Here is a 23785-nt window from a genome sequence, read left to right as displayed (position 1 = left end):
AAATTTTATGAAAACCCTTACATTTTAACTGTAGCATGTGCTATCCTATAGGAAAAATATCTATTTTATTGGTTTCCCATACGAAAAAAATATGGTTAAAGGAGGCAAATCAAGGATAAATGGACATTAAGCAGCTGCATTATTTCTGTACAATTGCCAAAGAAGGTCAAATTACACGCGCAGCCAAGAAACTCCATATGGCCCAACCTCCTCTAAGTCAGCAGCTCAAACAGCTAGAAGTAGAGCTAGGTGTCAAGTTAATGGAACGTCAAGGAAGAAATATGGAACTAACCTCTGCAGGGGAGATTTTATATAAAAAAGCGACGAGGCTACTGGCAGAATTAGAAGACACTAAATCTGAAGTAAAAGAAACTGGGGATGGACTTCGAGGTATCCTATCGATCGGGTCAGTCAAAACTTGCTTTTCTTATTTACCAGAAAAAATCCGCTACTTCCGGGAAACCTATCCTAATGTAACGTTCCACCTCAGAGAAGGAGACACCTATTTTGTTAGTGAGTTATTGCGAAACAGGGTCATTGAAGTGGCCGTCATCCGTCTCCCGCTTGATACCGATGACTTTTCAATGATCCAACTACCGAGCGAGCCTTATGTAGCGGTCATACCCCAGAAGTGGGAACACCAGTTTAGAAATACAACTTCTATAGAAATGAAAGAACTACAAAACCTTCCCTTATTACTACTTCACAGAATTAACGGAACCGGACAGTATGAAATGATTCTTGATGAATGTAAGCGACATGGGTTCAAACCCCACGTTGTTTGCGAATGTCCAGATGCAGCCATGCTACTATCTTTGGTGGATGCAGGAGTGGGTGCAACTCTTGTTCCTAAATCAACTCTACTTTCGTTACACACAACCAACACGGTTACACTCGAACTACAGAATTCAAAAATTCAATCCGAATCAGCAGTAATTTGGTTAAAAGACCGTTACCTTTCCAAGAGTGCACAGCACTTTATTGATACTTTTCGTGAACATTCAACCATAAAGGAGTGATATTTGTGGCATTAGCAACCATAAAATTAACGGGAAAACATCAGCTAGTCCAGGGAAACGTCGATTTTACTAATCGTACTGTATCCATACAGGATCATTTGTTTAACTTCGGAGAGCTAAACATAGATGCTCCAATCTCGGGTACGATCTATGGGACTCTACTAAACTATCAAGGGAACCTTGAAGCTTTAGGGAAACAGCTTTACGAAAAACCTTATAATGAACCACCCAAAGCACCCATCCTATATATAAAGCCTAAAAATACGATTATTGGGACTAATCATGATATTCCCCTTCCTTCTGATGTGACAGAGCTAGAAGTAGGGGCAGCACTTGGTATTGTCATAGGAAAAACAGCAACCCGTATTAAAGAGTCAGATGCCCATAATTACATAAAAGGATACGTCATCGCAAATGATGTAAGTGTTCCACATGAAAGCTACTTCCGCCCTGCAGTCAAACATAAAGCTCGAGATGGTTTTTGTCCTATTGGACCTTGGGTGATAGAACAAGAATCGGTTAAAAATCCAGACTCTCTTTCCATAAGAGTCTACGTGAATGAAAACCTGGCCCAGGAAAATACGACTTCAAATCTTATCCGTTCCACTTCTCGACTACTATCTGATGTAACGGAATTTATGACTTTATATGAGGGGGATGTTTTATTAGTTGGAGTTCCCGAAGGTACACCTATTGTAAAAGCCAATGACGTGGTTCGAATTGAAGTTGAAGGGATTGGTTCACTTGAGAACAGAGTGGTTGCTGAACATTCCTTAGGAAGGAGTGAGCTATTATGAAACATGCAAGAGTAGCCGTATATGGATCTATTTATCAAGCAGTCGAACAAGATGGAAAGCTCCAGTTAGAAGATGGAAGATTAGTCGACTTCGATGAAGTAGTTTGGCTTCCTCCAGTCGAAGCACAGACTACCTTTGTACTTGGACTAAATTATGCGGACCATGCAAAAGAGTTAACGTTTAACGCCCCAAAGGAACCACTCGTCTTTTTAAAAGGAAAAAATACCTTTGTAGGGCATAACGGTCAAACTCGTCTTCCGCATGATGCTACACATATGCACTATGAATGTGAACTAGCTGTTGTTATCGGTAAACGTGCTAAATATGTGAAAAAAGAGAAGGCATATGAATATGTTTCTGGCTACACAATAGCGAATGACTACGCAATACGAGATTATCTAGAAAACTATTATCGTCCGAATCTACGCGTAAAGAACAGAGATGGCGGCACCCCAATAGGGCCCTGGTTCGTCGACAGAGATGATATAAAAGATCCAATGAACCTTTCATTACGAACATATGTAAATGGTAAACTGACCCAAGAAGGTAATACTCGAGACATGATTTTCGACATTCCTGCATTGATTGAGTATTTAAGTAGCTTTATGACACTAAATCCTGGAGATCTTATATTAACGGGTACTCCTGAAGGTGTAACGAAAGTTAATATTGGTGATGAAATCATTACGGAAATCGAAGGGATTGGACAGCTATTAAATCAAATTGTTGGAGATGAATTGTTTAATAGATAAGGAGGATCGGTATGCCTCATATTATTGTTGAATATACAGATAATATAAAGAACGAGGTAAATATAGACGTATTACTTGAAAAGCTACACCATGTTCTCATTTCACGTCCTTCTATCTTCCCTATTGGAGGGATTCGCTCCAGAGCAATTGAATTGAATCAATATCGAATAGCTGATGGAGCTGAGGATGACGCATTTGTCCATGTAACACTAAAAATCGGAAATGGGCGTTCAGGTGTAGACAAAAAGGCCACTTGTGAAGAAATGTTTGCAGTTCTGAAGAGTCACTTCTCTCATCTTTTAGAAAAAAGGTACTTGGCCCTTTCCCTTGAACTATATGAATTTGCATTCCCAACCTATAAATATGGAAACATACATGGAAGATTTAAATCATAATCGGTATACTCCTACTAGAGACACTTTACTTTAGTAGGAGTTTTTATTTTCTAAAAGGAGCGATGAAAAATGAATTTCAAACCTCTCCTTTATGTCACAACCGGTGGTTTTACCGGAAGTATATTAAGGTACACACTGGGTGAATGGCTCCACTCAGGAAGTGGTTTTCCAGTTGGAACATTATTTGTGAATTTAACAGGATGTTTTCTATTAGGATGGCTGTTAACTTTTATCGGTACTAGAACAAAAAAAAGACCAGAGGTTCAAATGTTCTTTGGTACAGGGTTAATAGGTTCGTTTACTACATTCTCCACCTTTTCAGTCGAGACGATTCATTTAATAGAGAATGAGCAATTTATAATGGCCTTCTTTTACGTTCTTTTATCTATGATTATAGGCGTATTGCTAGTATTGGCTGGAAGGAAATTAGTTCTAATCCGTGGACAGAAGGAGGAAAGAACATGATTTGGTTAGTAGGATTGGGTGGTTCGTTAGGAGCAGCTTTCCGATTTTGGGTCAGTCAGATTATAAATAACCGTTCATCTAGCCCCTTTCCATTGGCTACTTGGATTGTAAACATCACTGGTTCTTTCATATTGGGAGTGTTAGCTAACCTTCATATGGATCATCTCATTCACGAATATGTTTGGTTTCTATTTGGCATCGGTTTTTGTGGTGCGTTTACCACTTTCTCCACCTTTGGTTACGAAATCACCACGTTAATCCATCAAAAGAAAACGAAACTAGCTATTATATATGTTTCATCCTCTATAGTACTAGGAATTTGTTCTGCTTTTATTGGGCTAATGATCGTGTAAGGAAGACTATATTTTAATATAATAGGGCAAACTGAGAGAAGATTATGTATCTTTCGGAGGGTCCAGTATGAGTACACAAACATCACTTATGAACCCGAACCGTGGCAAATACTTATCACAAAATGTTTGGGCAGGTGCACTATTGGGATTGGGGTTTGTTGCCTTCGTCGATGAGGCAGTATTCCATCAATTACTCCATTGGCATCATTTTTATGATTTATCTACACCAGAATGGGGGCTAATATGGGACGGGATATTTCACAGCTTTAGCTGGTTTGCTACCATTGGTTCTTCCTTTTTACTCGCAGATCTACATCGTAAGCACGCGTTTTGGCCGAAAAGATGGTTCGGAGGTATATTATTCGGAGGCGGTGCTTTTCAACTCTATGATGGCATCATTCAGCATAAGTGGATGAGAATTCATCAAATACGGTATAACGTGGACATCTTCCCCTATGACCTTGTCTGGAATATTATTGCTGCTATTATGATTGTAGTAGGGCTCTATTTATTATCACAAACAAAAAAGTCCTCTCTTTCAACTAGCGAGGGAGTCTCATAATGCATCATTCAATGATGGGGATGAGTGGATTCATATCTCCCCTCTTTTGGACTTGTCTATTATTTCTTTTATCTATTGGATACATAAGTGCAATCTTCATCTCCAATAAACGTTTTAAAAAATGGCCACGCTACCGAGCTGGATTTTGGCTCCTAGGAATGGTTTCAGCCCTTCTCGCTGTAATTGGGCCAGTTGCACAAAAGGCTCACCTGGACTTCATGTATCATATGATTAGTCACTTGTTACTTGGGATGCTAGCTCCTCTACTGCTAGTCCTTGCCAAACCTATGACTCTCCTGTTGAGGACGCTTCCCATACAACGGGCTCGTCGACTCTCGACAATCCTAAAAAGTAGGCCGATTTTCTTTCTTACTAATCCGATTACGGCCTCCATCCTAAACGTTGGTGGTTTATGGGTCCTTTATACAACAAACATGTATCATGCTATGCATCAGAATATAATGTTACATATTTTTGTTCATGTTCATATTTTGGTTGCAGGGTATGTATTTACAGCATCCATGATATATCTCGACCCCATCCCTCACCGTTACAGCTTTCCTTATCGAACATCTGTTTTTGTTGTAACACTTGGAGCACACGGGGTTCTTTCAAAATACATTTTCGCTCATCCCCCATCAGGCGTACCCGAAACGCAAGCCCAGGCTGGAGGAATGCTCATGTACTATGGTGGCGATCTCATTGATGCTATCTTAATATTTATCTTATGTTTACAATGGTACCAAGCTACAAAGCCAAACAGAGCTGATATTCTTTCAACCACTTCATGATTTATTTTCTACATGAGGTGGTTGGTCATTATAAAAAAAGACGAAACTTCCAATATGAACTTTCGGCTTACATCAACTCCAAAATCGATTAACTTTTTCAATAAACTCTTTAAAGAAATCGGGAATTTCTTCCTCACCCAATCCATAGGTACTGTTTAATGCTACACCAGAAAAATACCAGCCTTGCTTTTCTTTTCCTCTTTTAAAATGCCTCCAAACACCATCACCTTGGGTTTTATATGCTTCCATTAAGGAATTTAAGTTGTCTAATTTATCCGCTACTATAAGTGCTTTAATTTCTATAGGTGCTTGTTTTACCCAATCAATGGTATGTTGCTTACGTTCTTCCCAAGAGTGTTCTTTATTTTCTGTATTTCCTGCCACTATACGAGCCACTTCTTCGCCAAATTCTTGCTCAATGTCTTCAATAGTAACGTCTGTGTCCTCAACTGTATCATGCAGAAAACCAGCAGCTACTACCTCTTCATTAAAACCAAATTCCCTTAATGTTTCAGCTACTCGAATGGGGTGTTCAATCATAGGTGTTCCTGTAGATTTTCTTAATTGGCCGGCATGGGCTTCCATAGCAAATCTTTTGGCATTTTCTAATAGCAAAGTAATCATCCCAATCATGTTTTATTTAAAGGACCTTAATTTTTAATAACCCCGCGTTATCTTTACTTCCATTTTATAATATTTAATCATAAATCAGCTACTTATCCCTATATTATTACTACTGTTACCACTATAAATTAAGCATCAATTTCTGTATACTTGAAATGCTCAGTTCATATTTCGTAGTTTACTACATGAACACACACTAGTTCTTGGAGGGTGAATAATGGAGAATAAATTACCAACATATTTAACTGAACGCGATGGGGAATTATGGCTAACTGAAGATGAGCGTGAGAACCTTAAAATTAGTTATCGTATAAAAAATGTAATATATTCTGGACAGTCAAAATTCCAACATATTATGATCCTAGATTCATACGACTTTGGAAGAATGCTAGTTTTAGATGGTGTCGTACAAACGACCTCTATTGATGGTCATATTTATAATGAAATGATTACTCACGTTCCACTCTCCATACATCCAAATCCAGAAAAGATTCTAATTATCGGTGGTGGAGATTGCGGTGTGGCAAAAGAAGTTTGTAAATATGATGTTGTTAAACATATTGATATGGTAGAGATAGATGATGAAGTGGTTAGAGTATGTAAGCAAGAGCTTATAGATGTATCTGGAAATCTATCTGACCCACGGGTGAATTTCATATTTGATGATGGTGTAGCTTTCGTTAAAAAACTACACTCAGAATATGATGTTATTATTATCGATTCCTCTGACCCAGTAGGTCCTGCGGAAGCCTTATTTGAAAAAAGCTTTTATGAAAGCCTCCATAAGGCACTGAAAGAAGATGGGCTAATGGTTTGTCAAAGTCAATCCCCTATTTTTCATCGAGATATAATGCGTACCTCCTACAAGCGTATTCAACAGCTCTTTTCTTACGTTAATCTGTATACGGCCGTTATCCCTACCTATCCAGGTGGACTATGGAGTTTTACGTTAGGGTCCAAAAAATATCAAGAAATTGATTTCCGAAGAATAATGGGGAGAGAAACAAAATATATAAACGTGGAAATGGTTCAACGTTGTTTCTCTTTACCACAGTTCATTTATACACTGTTGTCAGACGAAAACGCCCAATAATTGGGCGTTTTTTCTTGAATTATTTTAATTCTTTAAATGGAATGTCAAAGCTAGTCCACAAAAACACAATCCATATTAAAGAGAGAATCCACGCTAAAGGGGGAGTTTTGTGATGGACTCTAAGGATAAAAAACATAGTAACATTAAATAGAATCGACCATCCTAATGACCATCCATTGTGGTGTTCAATTAAATGTAGATAACGTAGGTTTATCAACTCTACAACGGAATAAATAGCCACCCAAAACAAAAACCAACCTATTTGTTTTGTGCGTTCTTGAGGAAACCTTCCCAAATAAATTAAAACAGTAGATGGATACACAATAAGCATGATCATGAGGGAAATGATAGTATGATTGCTTAAAATTTGTTCAGCAAAAATAGTTTCCTTAAATGTCCATTTTGAGTGATTATACAATAGAAAATTTTGAAGGAGATCCCCTGCAATAAAGAATAAAATAGTTGGATAATATTCTCCCCAATTTTTCCAATTACCCCATTTTATTGCAGCTACCAGAAATAGTCCATTAAATACAAAATGCATGAGTCCGCCACCAGTGTTTTTCTTTTAACATGCCCTCTTCAATAGAAAATAATCACAAAATAGGGTGTTTACTTTTTAGCTGCTTTTTTTAAAATTGGCATGGCTTAAAAAATAAGCAAAAATAAATTTTGGGTATGAATTACCAACCTTCTTTTGTAAAATATTAAGGGAGACGAAATATGTGTTGTATAGATTTGAGAGGAGATCTTCATGAGTTTACCTTTAACAAAAGAAGCAGCCGGACTAGACGAGAAAAAAGATAAAATTTGGACGAGAGATTTTACTTTAATATGCTTTTCAAACTTTTTTGTTTTTTTGGCATTTCAAATGACACTCCCCACTATTCCCCTCTTTGTTGAAGCACTAGGTGGAAATGATCAACTAATTGGTTTTGTAGTCGGGATTTTTACTTTTTCAGCTCTTTTAATGAGACCCTATGCTGGTCATGCATTAGATTCAAAAGGTCGTGGATTTGTATACATACTTGGACTTTGTATCTTTGTCATCTCAGTTGGATCGTTTGGTTTACTACCAAGTTTGTTTTTATTATTTGCAATGAGAATTGTTCAAGGGATTGGATGGGGCTTCTCTACAACAGCATCTGGAACGATTGCAACAGACCTTATACCTCCTAAAAGACGTGGTGAGGGTATGGGGTACTTCGGACTTTTTGGAAATGTTGCCCTTGCCGTCGGTCCTACCCTTGGATTAACTCTTGCAGGCTTGATTTCTTTTACACAACTATTTCTTATTTGTGCAAGTCTCGGAGTGGTTTCCTTATTGCTTTCATCACAAATTCGGTTTCGAAAGGGTGAAAAGAAGGTATCTACAGAACCGAAGAAAAAGTGGGACGTATATGAAAAATCCGCTTTACCACCTGCTATATTACTCTTTTTTATTACGGTAACATTTGGTGGTATTGCAACCTTCCTACCCCTGTATACCGCACAAAAGGGAGTGGAGGGCATTCAATGGTATTTCTTTTTATTTGCCATAGCTTTAATGCTTTCGCGTACGTTTGCTGGTAGGATATACGATCGAAAAGGTCATCGGGCCGTTTTTCCTTATGGTACTTTAGCAATCTTTATCGCCATGTTATTGTTAGCATGGCTTCCCAATAGTTATATTTTGTTTTTAGCTGCGGTTCTTTATGGCCTTGGTTTTGGTAGTGTCCAACCCGCTCTCCAAGCATGGGCCGTTCAAACTGCAGCGGTAAATCGAAGAGGAATGGCAAATGCGACTTTCTTCTCTTCTTTTGATTTAGGAGTTGGAATCGGAGCTATGGCATTTGGTCAAATTGCCTACTGGTTTAGCTACAGCACGATTTATATGGCTGCAGCAATGTCCGTTTCCATCTCACTCATTCTATATTTTGCTGTGTTAGGAAAATCAAGCGTACAAGAAGTATAGCGGAACCAGGGTCCGTTTAAACTTCGAAAACCGGCATTTCATAAAAATAACGGATTGTGTGTCCGCCGGAAAACTTAAGTGGACATACGATCCGTTATTTGCTACAAATAGTGGCTTTTTAAGTTTTTGCCGGACAGAGATTCCGCTATTTGCCTAAAATTACCGGAAATAATCCTCAAAATAGTCTAATAACGGATCCTGTGTCCGCTTGGAGCTCGAAAACCGGCATTTCATAAAAATAACGGAACGTATGTCCGGCTAATAAAAAAGTGACCAGTCTTTTTAGTGTCTACACTTAGTCGATTAATCCAAATGAAAAGGAACCACTTTTGACAGCCACTTTTACATCACAGCACTTTTCTTCACTTCGACCCTTCTCTTTCTAACTTGTAATGGAATTAGAGTTCCAATCAAAGCAATGACACTACTTGCAATTAAAATACCATTTAAACCATTGATGGCTACTACAGACAATAGCCCGAATAAAATAAGATCGAATGCCGAATCAAGAACAGATATGAGCGATAATGTGGTTGCCCGTACCTCAGACGGAATTAAATCATTCTTTAACTGTGAATAAATAGGTCCCCTGATCGCTTGTCCAAAGCGTAGGACAAAAAAGGCTCCCATGACAATCCAAAGTGACTCCCCGAATAAAGCAGACAATAATAATCCAAAAGATGCGAGTATACCTGTAATCCCCATAAGGAATTTTCTTGTAAACCTACTCGAAAACCACCCTACAGATTGTGAAACTATAAAACCACCAATTGCTGCTAATGCATATAAAACTCCTATAAAGACAACGGGAAGACCTGCATGAACAAAGATTGGTTGGTTAAAGGCTTCGTAAACAGAGTCAGCAGGTATAAACACCAATGTAAAATTTAGAAATAAGAGCAAAAGCGTAGGCTCTTTTCGTATCGCCTTTATACCAGATTTTACTTGAGTAAAGGGATTTTCTCGATCTACTCCAGTATTCATTGGATCTTTCAACAAGAAAATAAGGAAAAACTCTGCAACATGAAAAACTAATCCAAGCACTATTAAAAAAATGAATTGTTCATCCTTTAAGTCCTTAGCTAAAAATGCACCAAATACAACAGCTAGAATCATGGACACAAAACCTGCTGACTGTATTTTTCCCATTGCTCGATCCATTCGATGATGTTCATTATCTTGTTTTAATGATTCATATACTAATGCTTCATTCGCACCGGAGAAAAATGTGACAGACAATCCATTTAGAGCACTAAATAAGAAAAAGAGCCATGGTTCATAAGCAAAAATTAGTATTGTAATACTGATAATCTTTATGATGACCCCAATCAAAAAAGAGGTCTTGGCCCCATATCGATCGGCTACAACACCTCCTGGCACCTCACCAAGAAGCACTGCCCCGCTCCAGAAAATTTGAAGCCAAAGGATATGAATAGCTTCCAGTCCTCTTCCCAAGTAAAACAGTGTTAATACGGGGGCAATAAAGTTAATGGTCCCAAAAAAACTTACCCAAAACATAATGCGGATATTATGTGTCGAAATACTATGACTTTTTTTCATATAGACTCCTATTTAACAAGACCGTAAGTAGGAGGACTCAGAGCCCCCCACTGGTTGAATAAACTATGAAAAACTCTTCTCCAATTCATCGACTAATAACCCAACATAAGCCACAGCTTTTTGAATTGGTTCAGGCGTAGACATATCGACCCCTGCAAGTTGCATTAACTCAAGTGGTTTTAATGTTCCTCCAGCTTTTAATGCGGCTAACCAACGATCAACAGCTGGCTGTCCCTCTTCTTCTATCATTTGTGCAGCTGCCGTTGAAGCAGTTAGACCCGCTGAATAGGTATATGGGTAAAGTCCCATATAATAGTGAGGCTGACGCATCCAAGTAAGTCCAGCACCTTCATCAATCTCTACTGCATCTCCCCAGAAGTTTGATAATAATTCTATTTTTTGTTCACAAAGAAGCTTCGCTGTGATTGGTGTCCCTTTTTCTGCAAGATCATAAACTCTTCGTTGCAGTTCACCCTCCAAAATATGAGTAACAAAGTTGTGATAATACGTTCCTAATGACTCCAAAATAACCCAACGACGCATACGGTCATCATTTGATTTTGAAAGGATATGCTGACTTAATAATCGCTCATTCATTGTAGATGGTGCTTCTACAAAGTATCTCGAAGGACGAGTATTTGATAATATTTGATTACGACCAGCTAGCGCAAAGTGACCTGCATGTCCAAGCTCATGTGCTAGTGTATACGTGTTCCTCATTGAATTTGTCCAAGTCATAAGAATGTACGGATGCACACCATAAGGGCTTGAACAGAAGGCACCGGACCTTTTCCCGATGTTGTCAGCTAAATCAACCCAACGGTTATGGATTCCTTGCTCCATGATTTCGATATACTCTGGACCCATAACTTCCAGGGATTCTAATACAAGTTTGGAAGCTTCCTCATATGTAATTTCTGGATTATATTCAGGATCTAATGGAGCTTTTAAATCGCAGAAATTCATCTTCTCTAGTCCCAAAACACGCTTCTTTAGTTGAGCTAATCGACGCATATGGGGGGCTAATTCTTGCTGTATGGTATCTAATTGGTTATGGTACATTTCCTTTGTTACTTGTTGGTCATGTAGTAACATATCTGTGACAGAATCATAGTTACGTAGGCGTGCTTCTATAACCTGCTTCTTTACTTCTGTTGCGTAAGTAGCTGCATACGTATGTTTATATTGATTCAAGGTTTTAGTAAAGGAATCATAGGCTTTTCTCCGCAATTCTGTATTAGCTGACCCTTCATATTTAGCAAAATTGTTAAATGTTAATGGATGTTCTTCCCCATCATCTGTCGTGAAAGACGAAAACTTCATATCAGAGGTTTTACTTCTCTCATATATCATATAAGGCGCGTTATGTACTTCACTAAAAGAAGCTAGTACTTCTTCTGCTTCTGGTGATAATCGATGTGGTTTTGTTTCTAATAAATCGAATAGTACCTTACTAAAATCTTTTAGCCCCTTTTCTTTTCCAATGAATTGACGAATCGTTTCTTCACTTAATCCAAGTATTTCTGAGTTAATAAAAGACGTACTAGCATTAACCAAAGATAACAATGAAGAAACCTTTGCAGAATTAGCTTGATTTTCTGGGTTCGTACCATCTTCTGACTGACGTAAACTAGCATACGTCATTACACGCGTAACTCGCCTGCTTAACTGATCTTTAGCAACTAAACATCTATGTAATTGTTCAGCTCCCTCACCTAGTTGCCCTTTATATTGAGTTACCGCTGTGAGGTCATTTTGAATAGACTTAAGCTCAGCTTCCCAATCTTCTTTTGTGTCAAATAAATCACGTAAGTTCCATGTCTGTTCTTCTGGAACTTCCGACCGAGTTAAAGTACCTTTAGCGTTTGTCTTCATGTGTACATTCTCCTTTCGATTCTTAATAACTAATATTTCGGAAACCGAAACTATAATTTTATTATATAGAAAAGAACCTCGTGTTTAAAGACGAAAATAAAAGACCCCCAATAAAGGAGGTCTAAATAGAATCTACTGTATCCGAATCTCTTTTTCTACTAATACATTATTACTCAAAAGCTTTATGGTAATCGTATCAGGAGCAATAGCTTCTAACTCATTTGTTTTGGTGTTAAAAACGGCACTAAATTTTCCTGATTTTTTCGCTCGATCTAATTCTGCCCCAGTACCAATAAAGACATTATCACTTCCTTGCCAAATAAAGGAGGCTGGATAGCCTAATGGAAATTCAAGATTACCGGCTTGGTGTCCTGTCGCGCGTAATGTATCTGTTCCACCTACTGTTAGTGTTGCCGGAGCATGTAATGTAATGGATTCAAGAATAGGCCGAATTTCAGCTTGAATCCATTGACTTTTTTCAGACGGTCCATCTCCGTTTTCAGAAGCCCGTTCAGGGAATGGAGTCGGGTCAACCCCAAACATAGTCCAAGCATAAAAGCCTCCATCATCAGCAGAACCATAAGGAGTTTTACCTGCTGACCCAACGACCATATAAGGAACCCCTTCAACTCGTTCTAAATGGACCGCATGTGCATGTCCACTAATATATAAAACTCCTTTTCCGCCTGATTCTTCTTTGAACTCAGTTAACCACTTTTCTAGGAGTTCAGCTTCTTTTCGATCTGATAGCTGACTATTTTTCGTAGGAAGCGGATCTCGCGTCGGATGATGACCAATAACAACTACATTATTAATCTTAGGATTTGTTTTGGCATCATGTAAGGCTGACTGCAGTTCAATTAGCTGTTCAAAGTCACTTGTTCTAAAACTTCCTGTTGATGAATCTAACAACAAGAATCTTGTACCTTTATGATCGAAGCTATATCGATTATTTTCAAATACATCTAGAAAATTATCTAGAGATCCTGATCCTACAATTTCATGGTTACCCGGAATATAGTAAATAGGAAAAGCATCTCCTACTTCTTCTTCAAGGACTTGTTTGGCAAATTCAAAATCCTCTTTCCAACCAGTGTCTACTAAATCACCATTAATCACAAGGAAGTCCGGGTTAGATGCAACAATTTGACGAAGTGACTCCCTGGCTAGCTGCGCTTCTTTTCCATTTGGCGATTTTGCGACAAATTGACTATCGGCTAATACAGCAAAAGTCCATCTATCTTTCCCAATAACTTGATTCTGAATAACAATAGGGTCTGGGGTTTCCTCTTTTCGCTCAGGGATCGTAACAGCTGGTGGTACTTTAACTGTTAATTGATCAAATACAAGTTGTCCTGTATATTGTTCATTTCGATCCGTTTCAACTGGGTAAATTCGATACATCTGAACTGGATATCGTATGCCTTCAGGTAATGAAGTCTCGACATATTTCCACCCTGTCCAATTGACCTCATCTGCAAGGGTTAATGTGTAATTTGTATTAGAGGCATCTGTTATAACAGTTCTTAACCACGCACCATTGCCATCTCCTTTTACCCAAACACCAACCTTTTGTACATCTCCAGGTAATTCTAAACGTGGAGATGCTTGAATATAGGCCGCTCGTGAAGCAGTTGTAGTTGAGAAATCGTAAGAAAGTTGAAGTCCATTTCCTTCTCTACCTTCAACGATATCAATTGTAGCTCCCACTTCTGGTGGCCATTTCACAAAACTCCAGTTTGTGATGTCTTCAAAGTCTTCAACTTGAACTGAAGACAAACCTATGGTTACGGGTACTTGTAGTGCTTCCTCTAATACTTTCATCGTAATTAAAGTCGAACCACCATCTTGCTTAGGCACAACAGTAAAGCTTCCATCCTTATTTTCAATAAGGTCAATTACGCCTTTATCATAGCTTGTTTCTATGTCACGAGCTTCGATAGGGGCTGAATAGCCTTCTTTGTCATATCCAATAACAGAAAAACTTGTGTTTCTCTCCATTTCTAGTCCTAGGTAAGATTCTGTAGCTTCCATTCGATCTAGTTCACCAAGTACAGTAATAGGACTAGTTCCTTTTGCGGCTTGAACCTGTGCCTCTGCTACAGCTGAACCAGCTTTTTTCCCCTGAAAAACTCCACTATCATCAAACGTACCTACATCTCCAGGAATGACCTGCCATGAAATATTACCCACTTCGACTGGGTAGTAGTTTTCATCGTATCCAAGACCTTCAAAAGTTCTGGTCAAGCCTGGAAAAACTTTATGACTATGTTCGTGTTTTGAAATAGGTCCAACAGTAAAACCTGTTAACATTCCACTACCTGCTTTCGCAAATACTCCTATTCCGTTTGGAACAGAGCGCTCTGAACCATCTGAAGGTTCGTTAACCACTGAAACATTCTCACTCCCTGGCATTCTTGCAACCATTGTTGAAGAACCCCCACCATCGATATTAAGAGCGTTAAATGCCCCATATTCTTTCATTAGTTCAGCCATTTCTTTAATCGTCATTCCCCTACTGTCTGTCTGACGACCATCGACTAATGCGAGAATCATCGTTTGGCCGTCGTCTGAAAATCCAACTGCTGTACGTGGAGCTGTCGTAGAATCATCGAGATTAGCTGGGATCTCTCCATCTTTAACTAACTGCACGTTTCCTCCGACAGCGAACTTCATCATTCCTTCATTATCGTAACGAGGTTTATAATCAATCGTTACGGAATCACCCACTGATACTTCTTTAAGAGAAGTGGCTGCAGCACCTCTTCCTACTAAAACATAGCTATTTTCTGCAATATGACCCTGTCCAATTTCATTTGAAACATCAGTCACTTTACCTTCTTGTACTACTACTTCATAAACATTATTTCCGCCAGAGGATCTTGGTGCTTCTCCCCAAGCTGATGTATATAAGCCTATTCCGTTTGCTGGAATACTAGATTGATTGAGAGCAGACAGAGGCACATTTCCAGAAGGCAACTGTACCGTACCTTCTAAGAATATATTCGTAACTCTTCCAATTCCAAGTTCATCTACTCCAGCAGTCAGGGTGTGTGACCCTTGTGGCCCTTTTAATAATTTGCCATCTTGAATCATCGTTCCTAATGGAGCCTTCGTATTATTGATATCAAAAAAATCTCCGTTGACTCCGGCAATTGCACCCGATGATAGCGCCAGTTGTGATAGAGGTTGTGCTGAAGTAATCGTTCCAGGATAAAGTAAATTAGTTGTAATCTGATCATTTGACAGCTCCACTGTCATCACTTCTCCATTAATCCATCCTCTAGCATCAAATCTTTCAAAATGACTTAACTCCATTCCAGGACCAATGGTTGTTGTTTCTATATTAGAAACTAAAGTTGGTCCAGCTGGGCCGACCGTAATGATAGGTTCAGCTTGGTTCGAAGATGCCCGAGATTCAGAGATTGGATTACCATTGGCCCCAACTATGCTACTAGAAGAAAAAGGTACCAATACTAGTAACCATACTATTAATATATGTATCCATCTTTTTAGCCTCAATTATAACTCCTCCCTCGATTTAGAAATTTTTGAAGTAAATACGGTATCCTCCTTTTTTTCTTTTCTTGGAGTAGTGGAAACTATGTAAGTATCTACCTTCTTCTTTCTACCTTTCCAGCATTTTCCCTTTACAACATCAAGTAATTCATTCCATTGTCCTAGGGTCCTCCGGATAAGTAGTTCATAAGATGGACTTCTTTTCAAAAAAATAAAGGTGGAATTTTTCCACCTCTTTCATCCCTAATAATTACGCTTGGAGTTACCAAACACATAATTGTTAAAGCCAACTAGAATAGCCAATATCAACACACGAAGGAAAAAGAAATGCCATAGTGACCAATCTTTAGACATATGTAATATTCCAATTTTCAAAAGTATTCCGTTGATGGGAATCGTTAATAATATAGTAACAATCCTCCAAATCCATTTCATTTGATGATATGCAAGGTAAGTTAAAACAAAGGATAAAACAAATATATAGGCAGTCGCAAAAGCAATATGATCCCTCGTATTATGACTAAACCATTCCACTTCATAATGATAAGGGCCCCAGAATGTGTATATGAAAAAAACAAGTGAAGCTTGGATTAAGACACAAGTAAAATACAAACTGATATAACGTGTCCACGCAAAATTATTATTCAGTAGTAGTGAGTACCATCTCTTCGCAATATTAAAAAATATAATGAGTCCGATCGCAGTTAAATATGTTTTCCACCAATTATGAGAATAAATGTCGATGTGAAGAAACCATTCCTCGATAGCAATTATAATCCCGGTACAAATAAGAACCCATTTCCAGCCGAGTCTAAAAGCTCCAATATAGGTTCCTGTCATTGGGACAGCTATGGCATTTGAGGATATGGACCCCAATATGCTATCCAAGTATTGATTTTTTAGTATTTCAGGATAATAAACATAACTATTAAAAAAGACTAGAATCACATATTCTAACAAATATGTGATTCCTGCTAAAAATGTGTATAAGACCAATACCTTTCTCTTTTTTACTTTAATTAAGGTATAGGTAAAAAGGCTTATACTAAATAAGGCCAATAATCCATACCAAACATAATGTGGCACTGAACATCACATCTCTTGTATTATCTTCCTTTCATATTTTTATAGGATTTCCTAGTAATAAAATTCTATGTAAAGAAAAAAAGTTTTTCACGAAGGTACAATTAAAAAGCTCACCACATAATATACTGCCATCATAATCAAACCAACGGGTACACCAAATTTTGCCCATTCTTTACTTGTTATTTCTAACTTTCCTGCCGCAATAATGTTTGGAATATTACCTGGAATTAGCATTCCTCCACTTATAAGTAGACCTAACAAAATAGCCCTTACTGTTACGTCATCCATCATTGGACTAATTTCGGTAGCCGTTAAAGTCGCATTATCTAACACTGCTGAAATCATGTTAATCCAATAAAGGACTTCAGGGGGATATCCGATGAAGTACTCTTGGATAAGAGGTTCAAACCCCGCACCTAGTAGTGTTAATCCCATCACAAAGAAGTATATTTTCAGTGTTCTGTTAATAATTTCATCATACGTCTCTGTGTTGGTTTCTTTTTTTAGAATTGATTGTTTTGACTGTGGTTTAGGGACCATAATAGCTGCAACAATCGCAAAAATTATAATAGATGCCAGAACCTCTGGTCCGATTAGTTGGATAAGAAGAAAGAAATCCCCTTTTAGCTTATGAATGGCGATTGTTGAAAGAGGTTCACCGATGGGTGTTAAGGATGCACCTAAACCGATTGAGAAACATGCTAATATGACAAAACGAATTTCTGCCTTCTTGTCCAGAGATAAAGATGACACCATTAAGACCAACACAAGAGCTGCAATAATGGCCGTAATAATGCTTGAGAGTAACCCTAACAAAACAACAGAGAGTGCTATAAATAACCTGAATGGTAGTTTTTGACTAATACCCACGATTCCCTGCTTCAATGGTGTGTGTAACCATTTAAACAACAGTCCTGCCAATAAAACAGCTAAAGAAATTTTTACGGGTGCTATTGTGGCTTCTACAAATAGTATACTTTCAAAAACCCCACTAAAAGTAGCAGCACTAATTCCCATAACAAATAAAAAAAGCTCTAAGTTTTTCTCAATTTTAGTTGAAACCAATGGTAAAAATAGAACTAATAAAAAAATGATTATTAATGCCAGCATCATTCAAATCGTCTCCTAAGCTTTTTAACTTATGTTCAAATGAACAAAAGAGGCTGACATATGTATATGCATGAAGTTGGACAATCTTTCCCCTAACTCCCAATACTCTTTCAATTCCCCTTTTTCACATAAAAAGAAAACGAATGTGAAAAACTGAAAGCAGCATACATAAAAGGGGCAGATTTTCGTGAACAATGTAAATCTAACAGCAAGTGAAATCGGGATGCTTTGGACTCAATACATACAAAATAGTATGTCCATTCAAATTTTGCGGTATTTTTATCAGACTGCGGAAGATGGAGATATTAAATCAGTCGTTAAGGAAGCATTACGAATTGCAGAATACGTCACGGAAGATGTCAAGGCAATCTTCCGCGATGAGCAACTACCAATTCCGAATGGCTTTAACGAAAATGATGTGAATCTCGACGCTCCTAAGTTATTTTTGGACCCGTTTATGCTCACTTTTATAGAAAATATGGGAAAAGCAGGATCAGCTGCACATGGCTTATCACTAGGTATCTCCTCTAGAAAAGATATCCGTGAATTTTTTTCAAAGACTTCTATCGACACCATTCAATTATTTAATATGTGTGTTGATGTTGCTCTTGAAAAAGGTTTATTTGTAAGATCTCCACAAATCGATGTTCAGAATGAAGTAGAATATATTGAGGGAAAAAAATACTTGAGCCCATTTTATAAAAGAGTCCTTAATACGGTAGAAATTGTTCACCTTTTTGAAAATATAAAGACAAATATAGTTGGAGAAATGATTTGTACAGCATTTGCCCAAACCACCACATCAAAAGAAATTAAAGCATATATGAAACGTGGGAAGGAAATCTCTGCTAAACACGTAAAGGTTTTTTCAGATATCTTTAGGGAATCTGCTATTAACCCCCCAATGGGATCAAATGGTTTTGTGACAGATAATAGTTCTTCAGTGTTTTCAGATCGACTCATGATGTTCTTAATGTCCGTATTAAGTGCCACTGGACAAGGAAATTATTCTACTGCCTCTACGGCAAGTATGAGATTTGATCTAGCAATCACTTACCAACGTCTATCTGCTGAAATTGCTTTATATGCAAAAGACGGAATAGATATTTTGATTAAACACAAATGGTTAGAAGAACCACCACAAGCTTTAGATCGAGAAGAAATAGTGAAAAAAACCAAAAAATAAGTAAACTGGTATTATCTTTCCTCTACACACCGTTATAAAATGACTATTAAGTACAACACTATAAGTAGTGTTTATCAAAACACTACAAACCTAAGTGGGGGGATTTACGTTGAATATTCTTTTTAGCTTAATCCTTGCTTTTATTAGATTTGGTATCAAAGCAGCATTCTTTGTGAATAAAATAGGCCATACTTTTCGTGGTTTAGTTAGAATGCCTAATTTTGCTTAAAGAGTATTCTGCTTTACATCTACATCCATCGGTTGATTACGGGAGGCAATTTTTGCCTCTCTTTTCTATTAGGCTACCTCATATATCTTTACAAAAATAGGGTTTCATATACACGTAAAAAGCCAGAGAAATTAGTTTCCCTGGCTTTTATTTGTGATTCCATTCATAATAAACTGAATAATATTTTCGACTTCTGCTTCTTCGTTTGTATCAGGTTGGTTCTGCCACAAAACAAATCTCGATATAAAATAGCCCCCAATAACAGTGAAAATCATTTTAGCAATGGCCTCATTCGGCAGATTTACTAATTCTCCTCGCTCTTTGAATTCTTCAATCATCTTGTGCATCCGACCAACGATGTTCTTGGTGAAATAAGGAGATAACTCATTTCTTAATCCCTCATTATATAAAAATTCCTTTACAACGATTTGAAAGATTTCCTTATTATCTTTTATGAACTGCAATCTATTTCTAAGTAAAGCTCTTAGAAATTCTTCGAAGGATGCAATATCTTTATTCAAAATCTCATTAAATACTGATTCTGCCATCGTAGGCATAGATTCTTTTATAAATGGCAGAATAACAGACAGAAGTAAATTATCTTTTGTCCCATAATGGCGAAATATCGTTCCTTCTGCAACACCAGCATCTTTCGCAATTTCACTAGTTGAGGTATTCGCGTAACCCTTTTCAGCAAAGATTTTAACCGCTGTCTCAACTATTTTTTGCTGCTTATCTGTCTGTTTCTTTGAAATTTTAGTCTGAGCGATTAGAGCATCTAAAATACTGTGATTAGACAATGAAAACCACTTCCTTCATAAACTTTCTTTATTATAATGAACGATATCTTTTTAATACGGCTATATTTAGTAAAATAAAAATCAGTGCAAATACAACTAGTACTAACAGGTTTTCTCCTATTTCGAATACCCCATACCCTTTATACATAATGCCTGTTAATGCATCTGCAGCATAGTAAATCGGCATTACTTTGGCTAATGCCTGTAACCAATCAGCCATTCCATCGAGTGGAAAAATACCAGAAAAAAATAATTGAGGGACAATTATAACGGGTATAAATTGCATCATTTGAAATTCTGATGCAGCAAAAGCGGATAAGAATGTTCCTAAAGAAAGGGCAACCAAGGCCAAGATTAGGTTAACGATAATGACCAGCCAAATTGATCCAACCAGAACCATATCTAATACCATAATGGAGTAAAAGACCACAAGGAAGGTTTGGATGACTGCAAATATTCCATAGCCTATTAAGTAAGCTGCCACAAGCTCTCCCCTACGAACGGGCGTGGACAATAAACGCTCTAATGTACCAGTGGTACGTTCTTTTAACAAGCCAATTCCTGAGATTAAAAACACAAAAAAGAATACAAAAAACCCTACTAAAATTGGGCTTAACACATCAAAAAAAGATGTTTCCTGATTTCCATAAATAAAGGCAGTATTCAGTTCTACCTGAGGTGACTTCTTCCAATCTGTCCCTATTTCTTTCATTATTTCGAGTTGAGCATTTGCAGCCATTACTTGATTAACCCTCATCTGGATAGATTTCGATTTAGTAGGATCGCTATTTAGTAAAGTTAACTCATATCGACTTTGATTTTCCTGTAGAATCCCATCTAAATCTTCTTCTAGCACAAGATCTGAAACATCTGATCCTACAGTATACTCCTCTAATTGTAAACCTGATTGAATCAACTGATTATGAAGTGATTTATCAATCCCAATCACCCCAATTTTAGGTTCAACTTCTTCACCGTTAAAGAGGATATACATTAGAGATAAAATAAATAGAGGGGCAACAAACAATAAAGCTAATGTCCTTTTTTCACGTAACATTTGGATAAATATTCGTTTAATTAATGCTATTGTTCTCATATTGTTGAACCCTCCCTGCATGTAAAAATACCTCATCAAAACTATTAGCTTCATAGTATTCTTTTAACTTCTGAGGTGAGCCACTTGTAATGATTGTTCCATCTCGAACCATTGCAATACAATCGCACTTTTCAGCCTCATCCATTACATGGGTTGTTACAATAATGGTTTTTCCTGCTTCTTTTAGGCGTACCAACTCTCTCCATATATTGAGTCTTAGTTCTGGATCGATGCCCACTGTTGGTTCATCAAGTATGAGGATTTTAGGATCCTGTATAAGCGCAATAGCTAATGATAGTCTTCGCTTCATCCCACCTGAATAGGCAGAAACTTTTGTATTTAAATCATCAACTAAATTTACTAGGTCAGAAGCATAAGAAAGTCTTTCTTCTCTTTCCCCCTTTTTCAATTTATAGAGGTTGGCAAAAAAGCTCAGATTCTCTTTACCAGTTAGTTCGCTGTACAGAGCATCGGATTGAGCCATATAACCAATCCTTTGCAATAGCTCTAGATTCGGCATTTTTTGATTCAAGACATAAATTGAGCCTTGATCTGGTTTCTCCATTCCAACCATCATCTTTACTAAAGTGGTTTTTCCAGCACCTGAAGGACCTATAAAGCCGTAAATTTGACCAGAGTCTATGGACAATTGAATATCCTTCAATACTGTCTTTTTTCCATATTTTTTACTTACATTTTTTACTACTATAGTTTTGGACATTTGAGTGATTCCTCCTTTTAGTTAGAATCTAAATATGTGAGTGATTACTCACTTTAAATACTAAATCAAATTACGATATTGTCAACAGCAATAAAAGAATTTTTTGTAAATTCAAAACCTTTAACATGACTGTTTCAAAAAATTCTATTAGACTTATAGAAAAGACTGAAATGAGGGATAAAACAATGAAAATATTGGTTGTCGGTGCAGGTGCAGTTGGTGGTTACTTCGGAGGTCGCCTAATAGAGAATGGAGTTGATGTTACGTTCCTGGTTCGTGAAAGACGGAAACAACAGCTGGAAAATACAGGCTTAAGAATTGAAAGTGTTCATGGTGATATAGAGGTTACCCCACAAACAATTGTAGCTGGTGACCATGCTGGTCCTTTTGATGTTATTTTAGTTTCGACCAAAGCCTATCAATTGGAAGCTGTTTTAGAAGACCTATCTCCTTTTGTCGGGGATAACACTATGATTCTACCTTTACTAAATGGAATTGCACATATAGACATTCTGCGAAATAAATTTGGTGCAAATCATGTTATTGGTGGACTTTGTTTCGTTGAGGCCACTTTAGATGAAACAGGAAAAATTCTTCAAAAGAGTGCCATACACGACTTAGTTTTTGGAGAGTTCTCTGGAGATAGAACAGATAGAATCAATGTGTTAGAAGAAACTTTTAAGGGGGCAAAAGCAGGGTTCCGCCTAAGTGAAAATATACTGCAAGATATGTGGCATAAATACATATTTATTACAACATTATCCGGTGTTACCACCTTAACTAGATCACCGATAGGTCCAATTCGTGAAGCCTCAGGAGGAATGTCTTTATTACGGGGTTTTATTAAAGAAGTGGTTTCAATCGCAAAAAGACTCGAAGCTCCTGTTTCTCCATCCGTTGATAAAGAAACATTAGAAAAACTAAAGCAAGTCGGATATGACATGAAGTCTTCCATGCAAAGAGATATGGAAAAAGGATTTCCTGTTGAAGCGGACCACCTTCAAGGTTACTTCTACGAGAAAGCCGTTAGAGGGGAAATGACATCTCCTTTACTTGAGACCATATACACGAATCTGAAAGTGTACGAAATAGACCATCTGAAAAAGTAATCAGTATATGAAATACAATGATACAAAAAACAACCCCCAAGATGCATAGTCAAGGAGGTTGTTTTTTATTTATTTGGAACTAAACCAAAAGTTTACGTTTTCAGGATTAAAGTAGGATTCTTGGACAAACCCATCTTTTTCCTTATCATATGTAAATGTCTGTAAGTGGAATTCAGCTGTCCCTGTTTTTAATAGTATTAGCATAGGCTTTTCATTAGCTTCGAGCAACCAAAATTGCAAGCTACCTAATTGAACCCATCCTTCAAAAAGTGGATATGTCTTGTCCCCATCTTTGACAACGAGAAGCCAATCCTGCCCATCATCCCACATGTACGTTCCTTCTTCATCCTTATCGGCATTCACGTACATTTCAATGATTTCTTCCTCGCCATCCTGATCAATATCAAACTCTGTTTGATCAAATAAAGATCGGGGGTATAGTTCAATTGCTTTTGCTTCGATGAATTGAGTTTCTTTATTTTGTTCATCTTCGTTTGCTGTTTCAACTTCTCCGTCATCACTATCTTCATCTTCGGTATTTTGATCTTCTTCAGGTGAAGTCCCTTGGGTTTGATTTTGATCTTCTGGCTGCTCTTGCACTTGATTATCAGCACCCTGACAACCCGCCAGTAACAGTACCATGAAAAAAGCAAATACGAATGTTTTCAAATACTTCATTTAGCTTCTCC

At 37.5% G+C, this 23785-nt stretch carries 23 protein-coding genes; 12 read left to right on the top strand and 11 right to left on the bottom strand.

The genetic code is table 11. The features are described 5' to 3' along the window. The first annotated feature begins 119 nt into the window (after positions 1-119). The 8 genes from ABDZ91_RS10725 (at position 120) to ABDZ91_RS10690 (ending at position 5134) form a co-directional block, all read left to right on the top strand. A complete protein-coding gene (locus ABDZ91_RS10725) occupies positions 120-1019 on the top strand; it encodes a LysR family transcriptional regulator (RefSeq protein WP_343798827.1) in 900 nt (299 codons plus the stop codon). A gap of 5 nt (positions 1020-1024) precedes the next feature. Next, a complete protein-coding gene (locus ABDZ91_RS10720) occupies positions 1025-1816 on the top strand; it encodes a fumarylacetoacetate hydrolase family protein (protein ID WP_343798826.1) in 792 nt (263 codons plus the stop codon). Continuing rightward, positions 1813-2568 (top strand): fumarylacetoacetate hydrolase family protein, encoded by a 756-nt coding sequence (locus ABDZ91_RS10715; protein WP_343798824.1) that lies wholly within the window; start codon positions 1813-1815, stop codon positions 2566-2568. Before ABDZ91_RS10720 ends, ABDZ91_RS10715 begins: the two co-directional genes overlap by 4 nt. Positions 2569-2579: 11 nt before the next feature. Beyond that, on the top strand, positions 2580-2963 hold the full coding sequence (locus ABDZ91_RS10710; protein WP_343798823.1) for a 5-carboxymethyl-2-hydroxymuconate Delta-isomerase: 384 nt from the start codon (positions 2580-2582) through the stop codon (positions 2961-2963). A 69-nt stretch (positions 2964-3032) separates the two neighbouring features. Continuing rightward, positions 3033-3428, top strand: coding sequence for a fluoride efflux transporter CrcB (crcB, locus tag ABDZ91_RS10705; protein WP_343798822.1), 396 nt, complete (start codon positions 3033-3035; stop codon positions 3426-3428). Then, positions 3425-3781, top strand: coding sequence for a fluoride efflux transporter CrcB (gene crcB, locus ABDZ91_RS10700; protein WP_343798820.1), 357 nt, complete (start codon positions 3425-3427; stop codon positions 3779-3781). Before crcB (ABDZ91_RS10705) ends, crcB (ABDZ91_RS10700) begins: the two co-directional genes overlap by 4 nt. Positions 3782-3848: 67 nt before the next feature. Next, a complete protein-coding gene (locus tag ABDZ91_RS10695) occupies positions 3849-4343 on the top strand; it encodes a DUF2243 domain-containing protein (RefSeq protein WP_343798819.1) in 495 nt (164 codons plus the stop codon). Then, complete coding sequence (locus ABDZ91_RS10690; protein ID WP_343798817.1) at positions 4343-5134, top strand: cytochrome c oxidase assembly protein; 792 nt, start codon at positions 4343-4345, stop codon at positions 5132-5134. The genes ABDZ91_RS10695 and ABDZ91_RS10690 overlap by 1 nt, the downstream gene beginning before the upstream one ends. 72 nt (positions 5135-5206) lie before the next feature. Here ABDZ91_RS10690 and ABDZ91_RS10685 read toward each other — a convergent pair whose 3' ends face one another. Continuing rightward, positions 5207-5749 (bottom strand): HD domain-containing protein, encoded by a 543-nt coding sequence (locus ABDZ91_RS10685; protein ID WP_343798815.1) that lies wholly within the window; start codon positions 5747-5749, stop codon positions 5207-5209. Positions 5750-5975: 226 nt separating this feature from the next. Here ABDZ91_RS10685 and speE point away from each other — a divergent pair, with 226 nt between their 5' ends. Continuing rightward, on the top strand, positions 5976-6851 hold the full coding sequence (speE, locus tag ABDZ91_RS10680) for a polyamine aminopropyltransferase (protein WP_343798814.1): 876 nt from the start codon (positions 5976-5978) through the stop codon (positions 6849-6851). Between the two features lie 19 nt (positions 6852-6870). Here the strand turns inward: speE and ABDZ91_RS10675 are convergent, their stop codons facing one another. Next, complete coding sequence (locus ABDZ91_RS10675) at positions 6871-7395, bottom strand: CBO0543 family protein (protein ID WP_343798812.1); 525 nt, start codon at positions 7393-7395, stop codon at positions 6871-6873. Positions 7396-7605: 210 nt separating this feature from the next. Between ABDZ91_RS10675 and ABDZ91_RS10670 the strand changes: the two genes are divergently transcribed. After that, a complete protein-coding gene (locus tag ABDZ91_RS10670) occupies positions 7606-8805 on the top strand; it encodes an MFS transporter (RefSeq protein ID WP_343798810.1) in 1200 nt (399 codons plus the stop codon). A gap of 342 nt (positions 8806-9147) precedes the next feature. Here ABDZ91_RS10670 and ABDZ91_RS10665 read toward each other — a convergent pair whose 3' ends face one another. From ABDZ91_RS10665 to ABDZ91_RS10645, 5 genes are all read right to left on the bottom strand, one after another. After that, a complete protein-coding gene (locus ABDZ91_RS10665) occupies positions 9148-10365 on the bottom strand; it encodes an MFS transporter (RefSeq protein WP_343798809.1) in 1218 nt (405 codons plus the stop codon). A gap of 63 nt (positions 10366-10428) precedes the next feature. Continuing rightward, on the bottom strand, positions 10429-12240 hold the full coding sequence (gene pepF, locus ABDZ91_RS10660) for an oligoendopeptidase F (RefSeq protein WP_343798806.1): 1812 nt from the start codon (positions 12238-12240) through the stop codon (positions 10429-10431). A gap of 132 nt (positions 12241-12372) precedes the next feature. Continuing rightward, positions 12373-15762, bottom strand: coding sequence for a phosphodiester glycosidase family protein (locus ABDZ91_RS10655; RefSeq protein ID WP_343798804.1), 3390 nt, complete (start codon positions 15760-15762; stop codon positions 12373-12375). A gap of 240 nt (positions 15763-16002) precedes the next feature. Next, positions 16003-16845, bottom strand: coding sequence for a hypothetical protein (locus tag ABDZ91_RS10650; RefSeq protein WP_343798802.1), 843 nt, complete (start codon positions 16843-16845; stop codon positions 16003-16005). A gap of 87 nt (positions 16846-16932) precedes the next feature. Then, on the bottom strand, positions 16933-17958 hold the full coding sequence (locus ABDZ91_RS10645; RefSeq protein ID WP_343798799.1) for a DUF1646 family protein: 1026 nt from the start codon (positions 17956-17958) through the stop codon (positions 16933-16935). A gap of 184 nt (positions 17959-18142) precedes the next feature. Between ABDZ91_RS10645 and ABDZ91_RS10640 the strand changes: the two genes are divergently transcribed. After that, positions 18143-19141: a DUF3231 family protein gene (locus ABDZ91_RS10640; protein ID WP_343798798.1), complete on the top strand. Its 999-nt coding sequence runs from the start codon at positions 18143-18145 to the stop codon at positions 19139-19141. A 360-nt stretch (positions 19142-19501) separates the two neighbouring features. Here ABDZ91_RS10640 and ABDZ91_RS10635 read toward each other — a convergent pair whose 3' ends face one another. Genes ABDZ91_RS10635 through ABDZ91_RS10625 form a run of 3 tightly spaced genes read right to left on the bottom strand, consistent with a single transcriptional unit; the run spans position 19502 to position 21987 of the window. Next, positions 19502-20170, bottom strand: coding sequence for a TetR/AcrR family transcriptional regulator (locus ABDZ91_RS10635; protein ID WP_343798796.1), 669 nt, complete (start codon positions 20168-20170; stop codon positions 19502-19504). 31 nt (positions 20171-20201) lie between these two features. Beyond that, positions 20202-21266, bottom strand: a complete 1065-nt coding sequence (locus ABDZ91_RS10630; protein WP_343798794.1) for an ABC transporter permease — start codon at positions 21264-21266, stop codon at positions 20202-20204. Further along, the gene (locus ABDZ91_RS10625; RefSeq protein ID WP_343798792.1) at positions 21244-21987 is read right to left on the bottom strand and encodes an ABC transporter ATP-binding protein; all 744 of its coding nucleotides are present in this window, start codon (positions 21985-21987) and stop codon (positions 21244-21246) included. The genes ABDZ91_RS10630 and ABDZ91_RS10625 overlap by 23 nt, the downstream gene beginning before the upstream one ends. Before the next feature lie 185 nt (positions 21988-22172). Here ABDZ91_RS10625 and ABDZ91_RS10620 point away from each other — a divergent pair, with 185 nt between their 5' ends. Then, positions 22173-23096: a ketopantoate reductase family protein gene (locus ABDZ91_RS10620; RefSeq protein WP_343798789.1), complete on the top strand. Its 924-nt coding sequence runs from the start codon at positions 22173-22175 to the stop codon at positions 23094-23096. Between the two features lie 69 nt (positions 23097-23165). Here the strand turns inward: ABDZ91_RS10620 and ABDZ91_RS10615 are convergent, their stop codons facing one another. After that, complete coding sequence (locus tag ABDZ91_RS10615) at positions 23166-23774, bottom strand: hypothetical protein (protein ID WP_343798787.1); 609 nt, start codon at positions 23772-23774, stop codon at positions 23166-23168. Between the last annotated feature and the right edge of the window lie 11 nt (positions 23775-23785).

The sequence above is a fragment of the Bacillus carboniphilus genome, from assembly GCF_039522365.1.
Taxonomy (GTDB): Bacteria; Bacillota; Bacilli; order Bacillales; family JC228; genus Bacillus_BF; species Bacillus_BF carboniphilus.
Note: the sequence above shows the minus strand (reverse complement) of the source record. Positions and strands in the feature narration are given on the sequence as shown.